This is a genomic window from Collinsella sp. AF36-3AT (assembly GCF_003475205.1).
In the GTDB taxonomy this organism is placed as follows: domain Bacteria; phylum Actinomycetota; class Coriobacteriia; order Coriobacteriales; family Coriobacteriaceae; genus Collinsella; species Collinsella aerofaciens_AF.
In genome coordinates, this window is the sequence record NZ_QROZ01000001.1 from 332239 (window position 1) to 348933 (window position 16695).

General features: G+C 60.9%; 14 protein-coding genes. 1 reads left to right on the top strand and 13 read right to left on the bottom strand.

Going from position 1 to position 16695, the window contains the following annotated elements; all coding sequences use genetic code 11:
* Genes fabF through DW003_RS01465 form a run of 6 tightly spaced genes read right to left on the bottom strand, consistent with a single transcriptional unit; the run spans position 1 to position 5201 of the window.
* Positions 1–1248, bottom strand: coding sequence for a beta-ketoacyl-ACP synthase II (gene fabF / locus DW003_RS01440; protein WP_118387133.1), 1248 nt, complete (start codon positions 1246–1248; stop codon positions 1–3).
* A 39-nt stretch (positions 1249–1287) separates the two neighbouring features.
* The gene (gene fabG / locus DW003_RS01445) at positions 1288–2061 is read right to left on the bottom strand and encodes a 3-oxoacyl-[acyl-carrier-protein] reductase (RefSeq protein WP_118387135.1); all 774 of its coding nucleotides are present in this window, start codon (positions 2059–2061) and stop codon (positions 1288–1290) included.
* 30 nt (positions 2062–2091) lie between these two features.
* Complete coding sequence (locus DW003_RS01450; protein ID WP_118387137.1) at positions 2092–3018, bottom strand: ACP S-malonyltransferase; 927 nt, start codon at positions 3016–3018, stop codon at positions 2092–2094.
* Positions 3006–3950: an enoyl-[acyl-carrier-protein] reductase FabK gene (fabK, locus tag DW003_RS01455; protein ID WP_118387139.1), complete on the bottom strand. Its 945-nt coding sequence runs from the start codon at positions 3948–3950 to the stop codon at positions 3006–3008. The genes DW003_RS01450 and fabK overlap by 13 nt, the downstream gene beginning before the upstream one ends.
* A 2-nt stretch (positions 3951–3952) precedes the next feature.
* Entirely contained in the window at positions 3953–4189 is a 237-nt protein-coding gene (locus tag DW003_RS01460) for an acyl carrier protein (protein WP_006235019.1), read from the bottom strand.
* 52 nt (positions 4190–4241) lie between these two features.
* Complete coding sequence (locus DW003_RS01465; RefSeq protein WP_117563769.1) at positions 4242–5201, bottom strand: beta-ketoacyl-ACP synthase III; 960 nt, start codon at positions 5199–5201, stop codon at positions 4242–4244.
* Between the two features lie 174 nt (positions 5202–5375).
* On the opposite strand from DW003_RS01465, the gene DW003_RS01470 reads away from it, so the two are divergent.
* Positions 5376–6152 (top strand): biotin--[acetyl-CoA-carboxylase] ligase, encoded by a 777-nt coding sequence (locus DW003_RS01470; protein ID WP_118387141.1) that lies wholly within the window; start codon positions 5376–5378, stop codon positions 6150–6152.
* Positions 6153–6267: 115 nt separating this feature from the next.
* Here DW003_RS01470 and rpsJ read toward each other — a convergent pair whose 3' ends face one another.
* The 7 genes from rpsJ to DW003_RS01505 all read right to left on the bottom strand — a co-directional run bounded on the left by rpsJ (position 6268) and on the right by DW003_RS01505 (position 16694).
* Positions 6268–6576: a 30S ribosomal protein S10 gene (rpsJ, locus tag DW003_RS01475; RefSeq protein WP_022094184.1), complete on the bottom strand. Its 309-nt coding sequence runs from the start codon at positions 6574–6576 to the stop codon at positions 6268–6270.
* A 60-nt stretch (positions 6577–6636) separates the two neighbouring features.
* Positions 6637–8736 (bottom strand): elongation factor G, encoded by a 2100-nt coding sequence (fusA, locus tag DW003_RS01480; protein ID WP_117854517.1) that lies wholly within the window; start codon positions 8734–8736, stop codon positions 6637–6639.
* 19 nt (positions 8737–8755) lie between these two features.
* A complete protein-coding gene (gene rpsG, locus DW003_RS01485) occupies positions 8756–9229 on the bottom strand; it encodes a 30S ribosomal protein S7 (RefSeq protein WP_006235013.1) in 474 nt (157 codons plus the stop codon).
* Positions 9230–9301: 72 nt separating this feature from the next.
* Entirely contained in the window at positions 9302–9679 is a 378-nt protein-coding gene (gene rpsL, locus DW003_RS01490) for a 30S ribosomal protein S12 (protein WP_006235012.1), read from the bottom strand.
* A 682-nt stretch (positions 9680–10361) separates the two neighbouring features.
* Positions 10362–11438 carry a DUF4179 domain-containing protein gene (locus tag DW003_RS01495; RefSeq protein WP_118387143.1) on the bottom strand — a complete coding sequence of 359 codons (1077 nt, stop codon included), beginning with the start codon at positions 11436–11438 and terminating at the stop codon, positions 10362–10364.
* Complete coding sequence (locus tag DW003_RS01500; protein WP_187361869.1) at positions 11389–11907, bottom strand: RNA polymerase sigma factor; 519 nt, start codon at positions 11905–11907, stop codon at positions 11389–11391. The genes DW003_RS01495 and DW003_RS01500 overlap by 50 nt, the downstream gene beginning before the upstream one ends.
* Before the next feature lie 308 nt (positions 11908–12215).
* Positions 12216–16694, bottom strand: a complete 4479-nt coding sequence (locus DW003_RS01505) for a DNA-directed RNA polymerase subunit beta' (protein WP_187361870.1) — start codon at positions 16692–16694, stop codon at positions 12216–12218.
* Between the last annotated feature and the right edge of the window lies 1 nt (position 16695).

Here is a 16695-nt window from a genome sequence, read left to right on the forward strand (position 1 = left end):
CTAGCCCCTCGTATATCTACGCAGCGCGATGGCGGCGTTGTGCCCGCCAAAGCCCAGGTTGGTCGAAAGCGCCCAGGTAAGGTCGGCGCGAACCGCGCGATTGGGCGTGTAATCAAGATCGCAGGCGGAATCGGGCGTGTGGTAGTTAATGGTCGGCGGCACCACGCCCTGCTCGAGTGCCATGGCGCAGGCCATGACCTCGATGGCCCCCGTGGCACCGATCATGTGCCCCGTCATCGACTTGGTCGACGAGACATGTGCGGCGCGCGCCGCGTCCTCGCCGAGCGCTCGCTTAATGCCCGCCGTCTCGGACGAATCATTAAGCTTGGTCGAGGTGCCGTGGGCATTGATATAGAGGCCCTCGGAAGGCTTGACGTCGCCCTCGGCTACCGCCAGCGATATCGCACGGGCAATGCCGGCGGCATCGGGGTCGGGGCTCGTAATGTGATAGGCATCATCGGTGTTGCCGTAGCCCACGACCTCGGCATAAATGTGCGCACCGCGCGCCTGCGCATGCTCCATGCTCTCGAGTACCAGCACGCAGGCGCCCTCACCCATCACAAAGCCATCGCGGTCTGCGTCGAACGGGCGGCAGGCCGTCGCAGGATCGGGGTTGGTGGTCAATGCGCGGCAGGACGTAAAGCCTGCAACAGCATCGGGGATAATGGCCGCCTCGGCACCGCCCGCGAGGATCGCGTCGGCATAGCCGTGCTTGATAGCACGGAACGCCTCGCCCACCGCATGGGCCGAGGTCGCGCACGCAGTCACGACTGGCAGGGTCGGGCCTTTTGCCTTGTGGCGGATTGCGATATTGCCCGATGCCATGTTGGGGATCATCATCGCGATCATATAGGGCGATGCGCGGCGGGGCCCCCGATCGGCGATCGTATGGACGTTGTCGACGAGTGTCTGCATGCCGCCCACGCCTGAACCCACGTAGACGCCCAGGCGCTCGCGATCAACCGCGCCCTCAACATCGAGGCCCGCATCGTGCATGGCCTCGTCCGACGCCGCCATCGCAAACTGAACACAGGGGTCGAGATGCTTGGCGTCATGCTTGCCAAAGTAATCGTTGCCGTCAAAGCCCTTGACCTCGGCCGCCACCTTGACGGCAAACGCATCGGTATCGAAGTGCGTGATCGGGCCGATGCCGCACGTGCCAGCGCACATTGCCGCCCAGGTGGCAAGCGCGGTGTTGCCGAGCGGCGATACGGCACCTATGCCGGTGATTGCAACTCTCTGTTCCATCATGGTCTCCTCATCCAAGCCGTTCTTCGGCCCTGATTTCTACATCGCCATTCCGCCGTCAACGCGTACGACCTCGCCCGTAATGTAGGCAGCCGCATCGCTCGCCAAAAAGCGCACCACGCCGGCCACTTCCTCGGGGCGCGCCATGCGCTTTAGGGGAATCTGCTCCTCGGTTGCCGCGCGAACCTTCTCTGAGAGCTTTGCCGTCATATCTGTCTCGACAAACCCGGGTGCGGCCGCGTTCACTCGTACGCCGCGGGGCGCAAGCTCGCGCGCTACCGCCTTGGTCAGGCCGATGACGCCCGCCTTAGAGGCAGCGTAGTTGGCCTGCCCGGCATTGCCCATCAGGCCCACAACCGAGCTCATGTTGACGACGCAGCCGCCGCGCTGGCGCATAAAGTTCTTGGTGAGCGCGCGCGTCATGTTAAACGTTCCTTTAAGATTGACATCGAGCACGCGATCGAAGGCGTCATCGCCCATACGCATGAGCAGGCCATCGCGGGTGATGCCAGCGTTGTTGACGAGCGCCCAAATGGAGCCAAAGTCGTTGAGGACCGCTTCCACGCACGCGTTGACGGCAGCAGGATCGGCCACGTCGCATTGATATGCGCGTGCCGCGGCGCCAGCCGCCTCGCAGGCTTCGCACGTCTCGCGCGCCGCATCGACGCTGCCGGCATAGACGACGGCGATATCAAAGCCGTCCTCCGCCAGACCGACAGCGCAGGCGCGGCCGATACCGCGCGAGCCGCCCGTGACCAGTGCCACGCGACGTGAGTCGTTGCGCTCGAGCGCGCCGTTGTTCAAGTTGCCCATGTCATTCCTTTCGGGTTACAGCCCTGTGGACTATGCGAGCTCGTCGGCAATAGCTGCGACCTGCTCGGCCGTTTCGCACGAATACACGCGAACGTCGCTCAGCGTACGCTTGGCCAGGCCCGACAGCGTTTTGCCAGGGCCGACCTCAATAAACGTGTCGATGCCCTGATTCTGCAGAGCATGCAGCGTGTCGACCCAACGAACGGCATGACTCACCTGATTGGCCAAGACATCCGATGCCGCTCGCGGGTCCGCCGGATAGGGCGCCGCCGTCATGTTTGCCATGACCGGAATCAGCAGCGGTGACGGCGCGTGGCCGGCTTGGATATACGTCGCCAGCCCCTCAGTCGCCTCGGCCATATAGGGGCTATGAAATGCGCCCGACACCGCGACTTTCATAGCGCGGCCGCCAGCCTCTTTTACTAGGACGTCGAGCTCCTGCAGCGCCTCGGGCGCTCCGGCAACAACCGTCTGCTGCGGACTGTTGTAGTTGACTGGCCAGCAGTCCTCGCCGGCCTGTTTTGCCAGGCCCTCGACTTGCACCGCATCGAGCTTGATGACGGCGCGCATGCCGCCCGGATGGCGCTCGGCAGCCGCGGCCATCAGCGCCGCGCGCTCGCACACGAGCTCAAAGCCCGCTCGCGTATCGAATGCCCCCGCAAAGGTGAGCGCGGCGACCTCGCCCAGCGAGAATCCCGCACAGGCGGCAGACACCACGCCGCGCTCACGCAGGGCGATAGCCGCTGCCAGGTCGTGAACGAACACGCACGGCTGCGTGTTCTCGGTCTGCGACAGCTCCTCCTTGGAGGCGCTCCGGCACTGCTCGCTGGTCCCCGGGCGCACCTCGTCGGCAATGGCGAACAACTCGGCGGCCGCCGGCGATGCCCCGATCAGGTCGACGCCCATCGCGGGGTGTTGGGCACCCTGGCCGGCAAACAGAAACGCTACGCTACCCATGCGGACGCACCCTTCAGGACGCGCTCGGCGCCATCGACCAGATCGTCAACGATTTCACGCGCGCTCTGGCGCTCGCTAACCATGCCGGCAATCTGTCCACACAAAAACGAACCCTCTTCGTAGTTGCCGTCCTTGGCGGCCTTACGCAGCGCACCGGTTCCCATAGCACCGAGCTCCTCGGAGCTTGCGCCCGCCGCCTCGTTCTTGGCATACGCGTTGGTGAAGGGGCTCTTAAGCGCACGCACCGGATGTCCCGTCGAACGACCGGTCGCACGCGTCGAGGTGTCGTTGGCCTTCAAGACCATCTCCTTGTACTGCTCCGATACGGTGCACTCGTCTGCGACCAGAAAGCGCGTACCCACCTGCACGCCGGCGGCGCCCAGCATAAAGGCGGCCGCCACGCCGCGGCCGTCGGCAATACCGCCGGCAGCCACGACGGGAATGTCGACCGCATCGACGACCTGCGGCACCAGTGCCATCGTCGAGGTCTCGCCAATGTGGCCACCCGATTCGGTGCCCTCGGCAACCACAGCGGTTGCCCCACGACGTGCCACGAGACGGGCGAGCGCCACCGAAGCCACAACGGGGATGACCTTGATGCCCGCCTCGTTCCACGCCTTCATGTACTTGGTGGGATTGCCGGCACCCGTCACGACGACCGGTACCCGCTCGTCAATCACGACCCGCGCGACCTCGTCGGCAAACGGGCTCATGAGCATGACGTTGACGCCAAAGGGCTTATCCGTCCTGGCGCGCAGCTCATGAATCTGGTCGCGCAGCCAGTTGGCGTCGGCGTTCATGGCCGCGATAATCCCTAAGCCGCCCGCCTCGGACACTGCGGACGCCAGCGAGGCGTCGGCGATCCAGGCCATACCGCCCTGGAACACGGGCTTTTCGATGCCGAGCAGATCGCAGAGAGGAGTCTTGAGCATCTCTACTTCTCCAATGCCGCCTCGACCGTATCGGCGAACTCGCCGACCGTCTTGGGGTTCTCCTCGGTATCGAGCTGGATGCCAAACTCGTCCTCAACGGCGACGAGGATCTCGACGGTGCCCAGACTGTCGAGACCAATCTCCTCGAGCGTGGACTCGGGCTTCATCTCGACATCGTCAAGACCGGCGGTCTCGCGGATAACATCGCAAACGCGCTCGAAGGTCTTCTGATCTGCCATGGTAGTTCTCCTTTGTTTGTGCCCTAGGGGCGTTTTTATTTCCTATGTGCGACTACTTCCAACGAAGTAGATAGCCACCTATATCCAGACCGGCGCCAAATCCAACGAGGGTGATGGTGTCGCCCGTGTGAAGTGCACCGGCGTTTGCCAGCCGGTCGAGGGCAAGCGGAATGCATGCGCTCGAAATGTTGCCGGTCTCGCGCAGCGTTCGAACCACGCGCTTGTCTGGCACACCGAGGCGCTTGACCGCCTGACTCAGGATTCGTTCGTTAGCCTGATGGAATACAAAATGGTCGATGTCCTCGACCGAAATGCCCGCATCGCTCGCAAGCTTATGGACCGTGTCGCAAATCGCGTTGACGCCGAACTTGAACACGCGGCGGCCATTCATGGACAGCACGCTCTCGCTATCTGCGGAGGCCTTAAACGGCGAGGTGCCGACCAGACCGGGAACGCACAACGTCTCGACGTCGGGCGCCGTCGAAAGCTCAACGGCAAGGGGGCTGTCTCCCCCAGCCTCAATCACCGCGGCGCCTGCCCCATCGCCAAAGAGCACACAGGTGGCGCGGTCGGTCCAGTCGAGCGCGCGCGTCATCTGCTCGGCGGCAACGACAAGCACATGCTTGGCTCGTCCTCGGGCGATATAGCCCTCGGCAACATCGAGCGCAAATACGAAGCCGGCGCAGGCAGCCGAGACATCGAAGGCAGGGCACGTCGCGCCCAGTCGCTCAGCAACGGCACACGCCTCGGCGGGAACAAGGTGGTCACCCGTCGTCGTCGAGCAGACGATCAGATCCAACTGGCTCGCGTCGATTCCGGACACCTGAAGTGCCCGCTCGCTCGCCGCTACGGCAAGGTCGTCAAGTGACTCGGTGGTGCAGACGTGGCGACTCTTAATACCTGTGCGGGTAAAAATCCACTCATCCGAGGTATCGAGGAACTCGGACAGCTCGTCATTGGAAACACTGCGCTTAGGAAGCGCCGAGCCTGTTCCAAGAATCGTGAAACCCATCACTAACCTCCTTTGAGTTGTTGACGTGTTTACATCGACCAAGAGAGGATAGCGCATTTCAGTCGTTGTTAACGTGTTAACATTAAATTGTCCAAATGCGACAAAGGCTTCACATTGTGTCTCTCTCGACACCATTGCGTTATTCACTTATTCATTAAGGAGGTAGCAGCCGCTATGGATGCCAAATTAACGATAGTCGACGTAACCGGATCGACCAACGATGACCTGCTCGAAGCAGGAAAACAGGGAGCTCCGCACGGCACAGGACTTGCCGCCCGGGCTCAGACAGCAGGACGCGGCCGGCGCGGCCACAAGTGGGATTCAACCGCCGGCAACCTATTGCTTTCGATTGTTCTGCGTCCATACGTTAATCCTGCTAAGTACACTGGTCTTGCCGCCGTCAGCGGCCTAGCGGTGCTCGAAGCGTTCGAGGCGCAAGCTCTTGCAAACGAGATTGGCCTCAAATGGCCCAACGACCTGGTCGCGCGAGGACGCAAGCTCGGCGGCATTCTGGTCGAAGCGGCACGCGACAACAAAGGCATGCCCTTCGCCGTCTGTGGCATTGGCGTCAACGTAAACTACACGCCCCAAGAGGTGCCCGATGGCGGCCTGGCGGCAATCGGTCTCTCGGACCTTAACGAGAACGTTCCAGCTGTCGACATGCTCCTCGATGAGGTCTATCACGCAGTTATAGACGCTATAGATGCCTGGGCAGAACGCCTCAACGCCATGGAAGAAAACACCGGACCGCTCGCGCCCGTCCACGGCGAATATGTCGCTCACCTCAATTGGATTGGAAAGCACGTTATCGCCCGTTCCCCTGTCGGTGACGAGCTGGCGCGTGGCATCTTTAAAACGGTCGATGGCTTTGGTCGCGCGTGCATCGAAACGGAAGACGGCTTTCGATCCTTCCATTTTGAGGAGGCATCGCTGCGTCCCTTGAGCGAATAGGGCGCCGCAACCACCTACTCGGCAGCATTACCCCGCAGTCCAAACCATCATTCAAAACAAAAGAGCCCCGCTACCATAACGGCAGCGGGGCTCTTTAAGCTATGAGCGATATCGCTTAGAGCTTGATGTCGATGTCGACGCCAGCGGGGAGGTCGAGACGCATGAGCGAATCAACGGTGCCCGAGGTGGGATCGAGGATGTCGATGAGACGCTTGTGGGTGCGCATCTCGAACTGCTCACGGGAGTCCTTGTTCACGTGCGGCGAGCGGATAACCGTGTACAGGTTGCGCTCGGTGGGCAGGGGGACAGGACCGGAAACGCGAGCGCCGGTCTTCTGAGCGGTCTCGACGATGAGCTTCGCGGACTGATCGACGACCTCGTGATCATAGCCCTTGAGGCGAATGCGGATCTTCTGGGTAGCCAACTTAAACCTCCAAAGAGTGCGAGAGATGTTCTCGCGGATTACGTAACAGGGAGCTCGAACTTAGGCGTTCTTGCTCATGACCTCGTCCACGATGGACTTGGGCGCGGGCTCATAAGAGTCGAACTGCATCGTGTAGGATGCACGGCCCTGGGTCTGGGAGCGAAGGTCGGTAGCGTAACCGAACATCTCGCCCAGCGGCACCTTGGCACGGATGAGCTTGCTGTTCTTGCGATCCTCCATGCCCTCGATCTTGCCGCGGCGACCGGAGAGGTTGCCCATAACGTCGCCCATGTACTGCTCGGGGGTCTCGACCTCGACAGCCATGATCGGCTCGAGCAGCTGCGGATCGGACTTCTTGAGGGCGTCCTTGATAGCCATGGAACCGGCGATCTTGAAGGCGGCCTCGGAGGAGTCGACCTCGTGGTAAGAACCGTCGAACAGGGTGACCTTGACGTCGAGGACCGGGAAGCCGGCGATAACACCGGTGTTCAGGGCCTCCTGGATGCCCTTGTCGATGGACGGGATGTACTCCTTGGGCACGACGCCGCCGACGATAGCGTTGACGAACTCGTAGCCGAAGCCCTCCTCCATCTTCTCGAGCTTGATGACGGCGTGGCCGTACTGACCGCGACCACCAGACTGACGGACGAACTTGCCCTCAGCCTTCTCGACGTCGTGACCAGCGGTCTCGCGGTAGGCAACCTGGGGCTTACCAACGTTAGCGTCAACCTTGAACTCACGGAGCAGACGGTCGACGATAATCTCGAGGTGCAGCTCACCCATGCCGGCGATGATGGTCTGGCCGGTCTCGTGGTTGGTGGACACCTGGAAGGTCGGGTCCTCCTCGGCGAGCTTGGTCAGAGCCAGGGACATCTTGTCCTGCTCGGCCTTGGTCTTGGGCTCGATGGCAACGTCAATAACGGGCTTAGCGAACTCGATCTTCTCGAGGACGATCTCCTTGCCCTCGGCGCACAGGGTGTCACCGGTGGTGGAGTTCTTGAAGCCGACGCAAGCGACGATGTCGCCGGCGGCAGCGTCGTCACGGTCGATACGCTCGGCGGCGTTCATCTCGAGGATGCGGCCGAGGCGCTCGCGCTGACCGTTGGAAGCGTTGACAACGTAGGAGCCGGACTCGGCGCGGCCGGAGTAAACGCGGACGTAGGTGAGCTTACCGACGAACGGGTCGGTCATGATCTTGAAGACCAGGCCGGAGAAGGGCTCGTCGAAGGAAGGATGACGCTCGATCTCCTCGCCGGTGTCCGGATCGGTACCGGTAACGGCCTCGACGTCGAGCGGGCTGGGCAGGTAGTCGACGACAGCGTCGAGCAGCTCCTGGACGCCCTTGTTCTTGTAGGCGGAGCCCACGAAGACGAGGTTGAGCTCGTTGGCCAGAACGCCCTTGCGCAGAGCAGCCTTGAGCTCCTCGACGGTGAAGTCCTCCTCCATGAGGATCTTCTCCATGAGCTCGTCGTCAAAGCTGGCAGCAGCGTCGAGGAGCTCCTCGCGCTTGGTGGCAGCGATGTCGGCGAACTCAGCCGGGATCTCGTCCATCGGCTCGGGGTAGGTCATGCCCTTGTCGTCGGCCTTGAAGTCCCATGCGGTCATGGTGACCAGGTCGATGACGCCCCAGAAGTTGTCCTCGGCGCCCATCGGGACCTGAGCGGCCACGGCGTTGGCGTCGAGACGATCCTTCATGGTCTCGATAGCGTTGAAGAAGTCAGCGCCCACGCGGTCATACTTGTTGATGAAGGCGATGCGGGGGACGTTGAAGGTAGAAGCCTGACGCCAAACGGTCTCAGACTGGGGCTGAACGCCGGCAACGGCGTCGAAGACGGCGACAGCGCCATCGAGGACGCGCAGGCAGCGCTCGACCTCGGCGGTGAAGTCAACGTGGCCCGGGGTGTCGATGATCTGGATGCGGTAGTCCTTACCGTCCTTGTTCCAGAAGCACGTGGTAGCAGCGGAGGTAATGGTTACGCCGCGCTCCTGCTCCTGAACCATCCAGTCCATGGTGGCAGCGCCCTCATGGACCTCACCGATCTTGTGGGTCTTACCGGTGTAGTAAAGAATACGCTCGGTCGTGGTGGTCTTACCGGCATCGATGTGAGCCATGATGCCGATGTTACGGGTATCGGAAAGCTTGTACTTAGGCTTAGCCATGTTAGTTCCTTACCTTAACTTACCAACGATAGTGAGAGAACGCGCGGTTGGCCTCGGCCATCTTGAAGACGTCCTCACGCTTCTTGACGGAAGCGCCCAGGCCGTTTGAAGCGTCGAGGATCTCGTTGGCGAGACGCTCGGCCATGGTCTTCTCCTTGCGAGCGCGGGAGAAGTTGACGATCCAGCGGATACCCAGAGCGGTGGAACGACGGGAGTTGACCTCCATCGGGACCTGATAGGTAGCGCCACCGACACGCTTGGGCTTAACCTCGAGCGTGGGCTTGACGTTGTCCATGGCCTTCTTGAAGGTAGCGAGAGCGTCGCCGCCCTCGGACTTCTCGGCAACGATCTCGAAAGCGGTGTAAACGATGCGCTCAGCGGTGGCCTTCTTGCCGTCAAGAAGGACCTTGTTGATGAGCTGAGTCACCAGGCGGTTGTTGTAAACGGCGTCAGGCTGAACCTCACGACGATTAGCTGCTGCACGACGCGGCATGTGAAATCTCCTTAAGTGTCTACCGTGCGGCGCTAGGCGGCACACGGCGAAAGTATCAAAACGTTATCTGGCTTATTTAGCCTTGGGGCGCTTAGCACCGTACTTGGAACGGGCCTGCATACGGTTCTGGACCGGAGCAGCGTCGTAGGCGCCACGGATGACGTGATAACGGACACCAGGGAGGTCACGGACACGACCGCCGCGGACGAGCACGATGGAGTGCTCCTGCAGGTTGTGGCCCTCACCCGGGATGTAAGCAGTAACTTCGATGCCGTTGACGAGGCGAACACGGGCAACCTTACGAAGAGCCGAGTTCGGCTTCTTGGGGCTCGTGGTGAAGACGCGGGTGCACACGCCGCGCTTCTGGGAGTTGTGCTGCAGAGCAGCGTTCTTGGACTTCTTGGGCACGGAACGACGGCCCTGGCGAACCAGCTGGTTAATAGTAGGCAAAGCGTACTCCTTCTCGAATGATTCCAGCTTTCTGTAAAGTGCAACGGCTTGAATCGAGGGGTCAGCATCCCCCTACGAAACACGCAGTTCGATAGGATACGTGGCGTTAGCTGTGCCGTCAACAGACCACGCCGCCGGGCGTATCCTTAAATCGCCATATTTCCGCAAAGCCTACACAAAAGGAATCCCCTCCTGTGCGCTTGGGAGGATTCCCGGACCGGGCGGCCCAGGTTTTAAGTTTGCTGCTCTACAGTCCTGGCTCGCACGGAGGCCACATTAAGTGGCCTCCGGCTCGTGCGGAACTCGCGACAAACTTAGCCCCCGCGCCGCCCGGGCCGGGAATCCGACGTGCTCGTCGGGGCAACGCTACCTGCCAAAAAGGGACAGGTTTATTTTGGTCGGTTTTATCTGGGGAAACGTCGTGCTCCAGCGGTGGTCCGCCCTCATCTGTCATAGGGAAATCGGCGGCGTTTTCGGAAGTATGCGGCAAATTCTGGACCTGCCGAGCACACCGGGGTTTTGCGATAATAAACCCGCAGGTAGAGCGCTTGAGCATATGCGGTGTGGTCGACCCATCAAGATTTTGCCGCATACTTCAGAAATGCAGGCGAATATCGTGCGGTCTAACCGCCCATTTACCGCAAAGAAGGCCGCTTCCCCTAGTAGGAAGCGGCCCCAAATCTTACGAATAGACGATGGTAAAGGGTACTTTTGTTTCGGTCTCTCCTGTTGATGTGCACCTCGTTCCCTCAAGGGTTACCGATACAACCTGATCGACATTGATGAGCCTTGTCGGAACCCAGATGTTCTCTCCGCTATTGCGCGCCATCGAAACATAGAAATTGTACGCCCCTGCGTCGTCATCTTCGATAATCTGCTCCGATCCATCCTTGTAGCTGACGGTCAGTTTATGATCAACTGCTTCATAGCCCAGATCATCGATGTGCGTCTGGATGGAAAACGGGCTAATCTCAAGAGGCGAGTCGTCGGAGCGGAGCTCCTTTGTATCGACGTGCGCTCCGACGTTAAACTCTGGCGTCGATACCTCGATCACCTTCGCATCCTCACCTTTGCCCTCCGTCCAACTGATATTCCAGGTGACCGCATGTCGTAAATCTCGATCGCGATTCCAAGATGCAAAGTACATCGTGCCGTTAATGACCGTGTCGCTTGATGTGTCTTTATCAATGGTGCAGCGTGTATCAGCCCATTCCTCGCCGAAGTTCATGCTGGGTGTACTGACGCCCCCTTCTTCTTCACCATAGAGAACAAGTTCGCCAAGCTCTGCCGCCGGCTTGTAGTAGTTAACGCCATTCGGATTGGACAATGTAAACGTCACAGCACCGCAACCGTTCTCGTCGATTGCCATCTCATGAATGTCGAGCGTATAGCCGTTGCCCTCGACGGACAGATTGACCTTCTGGACTGCACCCTCCAGGCTTTGGGGCGCGATACCATCACCAAACTCTCTGGTGTAGGTATATTTCGTCCCCGACGAGCCGCCATTTGTCCAGGTAACGGACTCTCCGTTGCCATGGTTTCCCCAGGCAGAGGCAAAATAACTGGAATTGACGACGGCGTAGGCGACCCCTCCGGTCGCCAGCACTCCGGCAAGGCATCCGATCACGGCAACATACAGAGGCTTCGCGTGACCCTTTCGGCGAAGCGGCTCACCAGCAGCGGCATAAAGAACACGGTCAGCAAGATCGCTATCGGCTTGGACGGACTCGAAGGCCTGCTTGATTTGGTTGGATTTCACGGTCGCCCTCCTCTAGGATGAACTTGAGCTTCGATCGACCGCGAGCTAAACGCGTTCGAACGGTCGCGGCTGGCACATGCAGTAACTCGGCAATCTCTGAGGTCGAAAAGCCCAGATAGTAATAGAGCACGATGGGAACACGGAATCGCTCCGGAAGCCGCATAACGTCTGACAGGACCGCCTTGGTCTCCTCCTGCGCCGTCGAAAGCGAATCGGCCAGGTTCTCAATATCCTCCACGCGCCTCCACGGCTTTCGAAAGAGCGATTTGCATTCATTGATCGTGACCCGGATAAGCCATCGACGAAGATGCTCCCAACTTTCAAAGTTTCCATCGCTTTTAAGCAACTTAAGAAAGACATCTTGGGCAACATCGTCGGCGTCGGCGCAATCACGCAGGTACGTCAACGCGATCCGAAACACGACATCCCGGTGGTCTTCGACCGCCTGTCTAAATGCTTGTTCTTCCATAATCACCTCCCGGTGACGTTAATGATTCTTGATGAGGCCCTCACCATAGATACGCTTTGACCGAACGGAATGTTTCAAATTCAAGCAGGAAAAACCTGCCAAAATAAACCTGTCCCTTTTTGGCAAGGGATCAACGGAGCACAACAGGTTGAGCATACGCAAGCGAGCGGCCCCAGAGCGCACAAGATGGCATGAAAAAGGCAGGGCATTGACCGTTTGGCCATGCCCTGCCTTTTGGGTGGCAGATTGCAGCTCTGGGGCCGCGCGGCGACGGAGACCGCCGCCGCGCGCTAGAACGGCGGAACTAGTTACTCCTCGTCGTTGTCCTTGGCCTCTTCGGCGTCGTCGGTGTCCACGAGCTGGTTGAGCAGCTCGTCGAGGGAAGCCATGTCCTCGTTGATGGCACCGTTGGCGGGAGCCTTCTTGTCGTCGATCGGGGCGCCCAGGAGCTCCTCGTCGGCGTCGGCGTGATGCGTCGGCGTGGCGGAGGTGCCCAGCAAGATGTCGTCCGGGCCGTCGGGGCTAAAGACCATCTGCAATAGCTGCGAGAGGTCTTCCTCGTCGGCAACGTCGTCGTTGTTCTCGAGGATGTAGAGCAGGTCGTGGGCCTCCAGGCCGTCACGGAGCTCCTCGATCGCCTTGGCACCGATGCCGTCGATGCGCAGCAGATCCTCCTCGGACTTGCCGACCAGGTCGCCGACCGTCTCAATGCCGACCTCGCTGAACTTGTTGGTCCAGCGCTGCGACACGCCCAGATCGTCGAACAGGTACAGGCGAGCCTTCTCGGCGGAGATGGTGTGGCCGTTGCGGGTGAACGAACCGTCAGCACCGCCGAACTCGTCGTAGCCGGCCCAGTCGAGCTGCTGCGGGAGCTGCTCGTCCAGGTCCTTGAGCTCCACGGGGGCCCACTCGGGCAGCGACTTGGCGTTGGGCGAAGCCGGGCCGTCAATATCCACGTAGCCGTCGGCCGTGCGATACGTCAGCTTGGCGTTGGCGTACGGCTTGAGGCCGGTACCGGCAGGGATCTTCTTACCAACGATGACGTTGGACTTAAGGTCGAGCAGGTGGTCGACCTTACCCTCGATGGCAGCCTCGGTAAGGACGCCGGCGGTGCGGATGAACGAGGCGCTCGACAGCCAGGAGTCGATGTTGGACGCGACCTTGAGCGTACCCAGGATGACGGGCTCGGCCACGGGAGCCTGACCGCCCAGACGGGCGACGCGCTCGACCTCGTCGGCGAACTCGTAGCGGTCGACGTACTGACCAAGCAGGTACTTGGAGTCGCCGGGGTTGGTAATCTGAACGCGACGCAGCATCTGACGTGCGAGCACCTCGATGTGCTTGTCGTTCAGGTCGACGCCCTGGCTGGTGTAGACGTCCTTGACGCTCTCGACGAAGGTGTGCATCGTCGACTCGATGTCGGTCAGCTTGCGCAGGTTGCGGAAGTTGACGAAGCCCTTGGTGATCTGGTCGCCGGCGCGAACCTCGCAGCCGTCCTCGATCTCGGGCATAAAGCGCACCGAAGCGGGGACGCGACGCTCGTCGAGTACACGGGTGTGATCCTCGGAGTCAGTGAGCGTCAGCACGTACTCGGACTTCTCGGGCTTAATCGAGAGGTGGCCGGAGTATGGAGCCAGCTCGGCCTCGCGACCCAGGATCTTCTCGTTGACGTTGCCGACGATATCGAACATACGGCTGACCGTAGGCAGACCCTGCGTAATATCGTCGACGCCAGCGACGCCGCCGGAGTGAATGGTACGCATCGTAAGCTGCGTACCGGGTTCGCCGATGGACTGGGCGGCAATAATGCCGACCGCGGTACCGATGGCGACCGGACGACGGGTGGAAAGATCCCAGCCGTAGCACTTCTGGCACACGCCGTACTTGGAGCGGCAGGTGAGCAGCGCGCGAAGCTTGACCTTCTTGAGGCCGGCATCGACCATCTTCTGGATGTCGGCGACCTTCTCGATGTAGCCGTCCTGCTCAAAGAGCACGGTGCCATCGGGAGCCACGACGTCCTGGATGAAGCAACGGCCAACGAGGTCGGTGTTGAGGTCGGTGGTGCCGGGGATGATGAGGTTGTAGGTGACGCCCTCGTGCGTACCGCAGTCCTCCTCGCGGACGATGACGTCCTGGGCCACGTCGACCAGACGACGGGTCAGGTAACCAGAGTCCGAGGTGTGGGATGCGGTATCGACCAGGCCCTTTCGGGCGCCGTAGGTCGAAATGAAGTACTCGAGCGGCAGCAGGCCCTCGCGGAAGTTCGCCTTAATGGGAAGGTCGATCGTCTCGCCGGACATGTCTGCCATCAGGCCACGCATGCCGCCGAGCTGACGCAGCTGGGTCTTAGAACCACGGGCGCCGGAGTCGGCCATCATGTAGAGCGGGTTCTCCTCGTCGAACAAGTCGAGCATGAGCGCTGCGACCTTGTCGGTACAAGCGGTCCACTCGTTAACGACTTCGATGTGGCGCTCCGTCTCGTTGATGAAGCCCTCCTCGAAGTACTCGTTGATCTGGTCGACGTTAGCCTGGGCGCGGTCGAGCAGCTCCTGCTTCTCATCAGGGATGAGAGCGTCCCACACCGAGATCGTAAGGCCGGCGCGGGTAGCGTAGTGGAAGCCGGAGTACTTGATGGCGTCGAGAATCGGGCCGACCTTGGCCTCGGGGTAACGATCGCAGCAGTCGGCAACCAGCTTGGCCACATCGCCCTTGACCATCTTGTAGTTCATGAACTCGTAGTCTTCGGGCAGGCACTGGCGGTTGAAGATGATGCGGCCGATAGAGGTCTCGAAGCGCGCGGTCTTGTTGCCGGTGACGTCGTAGTCGACGAACTCGTTCTTGCCGTTCTTGACGCGGAAGATACGGGTGCCGTCCTCGTTGATGACGTTGGCGTTCTCGGCGGACACGCGAACCTGGATCTTGGCCTGCATGTCGACCTCGGAGCGGCAGTCATAGGCGTGCAGCGCGTCGTCGAAGCTGGCGAACACGTGGTTCTCGCCCGGCAGACCGTCGCGGACCTGGGTCAGGTAGTACACACCGATGATCATGTCCTGCGAGGGGATGTTGACCGGCTTGCCGGATGCCGGCGAGCGCAGGTTGTTCGCAGAGAGCATGAGCACGCGAGCCTCGGCCTGAGCCTGACTGGACAGCGGCACGTGGACAGACATCTGGTCGCCGTCGAAGTCGGCGTTGAAGGGCGAGCAGACCAGCGGATGCAGGTGGATAGCCTTGCCCTCGACCAGCACCGGCTCAAAGGCCTGGATGGACAGACGGTGCAGGGTCGGTGCACGGTTGAGCAGCACGACGCGGCCGTCGATGACCTCTTCGAGGATGTCCCACACAAAGGTGGCACCGCGGTCGATAGCGCGCTTGGCGCCCTTGATGTTCTCGACCTTGCCGAGCTCGACCAGACGTTTCATGACGAAGGGCTTGAAGAGCTCCAGCGCCATGGTCTTGGGCAGACCGCACTGGTGCAGCAGCAGCTTGGGGTCGGTAACGATAACCGAACGGCCGGAGTAGTCGACACGCTTGCCCAGCAGGTTCTGACGGAAACGACCCTGCTTGCCCTTGAGGGCCTCGGCGAGCGACTTGAGCGGGCGACCGCCACGGCCAGAGACCGGGCGACCACGACGGCCGTTGTCGAACAGGGCGTCCACGGACTCCTGGAGCATGCGCTTCTCGTTGTTCACGATGATCGCAGGAGCGTCCAGGTCGAGCAGGCGCTTGAGTCGGTTGTTACGGTTGATCACGCGACGGTACAGGTCGTTGAGGTCGGACGCGGCAAAGCGGCCGCCGTCGAGCTGGACCATCGGGCGCAGATCGGGCGGAATGACCGGGATGACGTCCAGGATCATGTTCGCGGGGCTGTTGCCACCCTTCAGGAAGGCATCAACGACCTCGAGGCGCTTAACGGCCTTCTCGCGTTTCTGCTTCTGGGAGTCCTCGTCGGCAATGATGGCCTTGAGCTTCTCGGCCTCGGAAGGAAGGTCGATGGCAGCGAGCAGGTCGCGGACGGCCTCGGCACCCATGCCACCCTTGAAGTACATGGAGTAGTAGCGGGTCATCTCGCGGAACAGCGGCTCATCGGAGATGAGGTCGCGCTCGGTGAGCTTCATGAAGGCGTTGAAGGCGTCCGTACGGAGCTGCTTCTCGTCCTTGCACTCTTCCTCGATGTCGACGATGCCGGAGGCGATCTCCTCGGGGGTCAGCGGCTCCTCATCGGAGAACTCGTCAAAGTTCTCGGGGTTGCCCTGCTCCTTGAGGGACTCGATCTGGCGGGCGCACTCGGCATCGATCTCTTCCAGATCGGCGGCGAGCTCCTCGCGCAGGTCGTCGGCGTCGGCCTCGCGGGCCTCATAGTCGACCTCGGTGATGATGTAGCTGGCAAAGTACAGAACCTTCTCGAGGTCCTTGGACTTGATGTCGAGCATACGGCTCATCGGGAAGCTCGTGGGGCTCTTGAAGTACCAGATGTGGGACACGGGAGCGGCGAGCTCGATGTGACCCATGCGGTCGCGACGCACCTTGGCCGAGGTGACCTCGACGCCGCAGCGCTCGCAGACGATGCCCTTGAAGCGGATGCCCTTGTACTTGCCGCAGGAGCACTCCCAGTCCTTGGCGGGACCGAAAATCTTCTCGCAGAACAGGCCGTCCTTCTCGGGCTTGAGGGTACGGTAATTGATGGTCTCCGGCTTCTTGACCTCGCCGTGCGACCAGGAACGGATCTGGTCGGCGGAGGCAAGGGAGATCTTTACCGAGTCAAAATCAGTAGCTTCGAAATCTGCCACA

Bases quoted from the DNA above. Each gene is read 5' to 3' on its own strand.
- fabF (WP_118387133.1), bottom strand. From the start codon at position 1,248: ATGGAACAGAGAGTTGCAATCACCGGCATAGGTGCCGTATCGCCGCTC.
- fabG (WP_118387135.1), bottom strand. From the start codon at position 2,061: ATGGGCAACTTGAACAACGGCGCGCTCGAGCGCAACGACTCACGTCGC.
- DW003_RS01450 (WP_118387137.1), bottom strand. From the start codon at position 3,018: ATGGGTAGCGTAGCGTTTCTGTTTGCCGGCCAGGGTGCCCAACACCCC.
- fabK (WP_118387139.1), bottom strand. From the start codon at position 3,950: ATGCTCAAGACTCCTCTCTGCGATCTGCTCGGCATCGAAAAGCCCGTG.
- DW003_RS01460 (WP_006235019.1), bottom strand. From the start codon at position 4,189: ATGGCAGATCAGAAGACCTTCGAGCGCGTTTGCGATGTTATCCGCGAG.
- DW003_RS01465 (WP_117563769.1), bottom strand. From the start codon at position 5,201: ATGGGTTTCACGATTCTTGGAACAGGCTCGGCGCTTCCTAAGCGCAGT.
- DW003_RS01470 (WP_118387141.1), top strand. From the start codon at position 5,376: ATGGATGCCAAATTAACGATAGTCGACGTAACCGGATCGACCAACGAT.
- fusA (WP_117854517.1), bottom strand. From the start codon at position 8,736: ATGGCTAAGCCTAAGTACAAGCTTTCCGATACCCGTAACATCGGCATC.
- rpsG (WP_006235013.1), bottom strand. From the start codon at position 9,229: ATGCCGCGTCGTGCAGCAGCTAATCGTCGTGAGGTTCAGCCTGACGCC.
- DW003_RS01500 (WP_187361869.1), bottom strand. From the start codon at position 11,907: ATGGAAGAACAAGCATTTAGACAGGCGGTCGAAGACCACCGGGATGTC.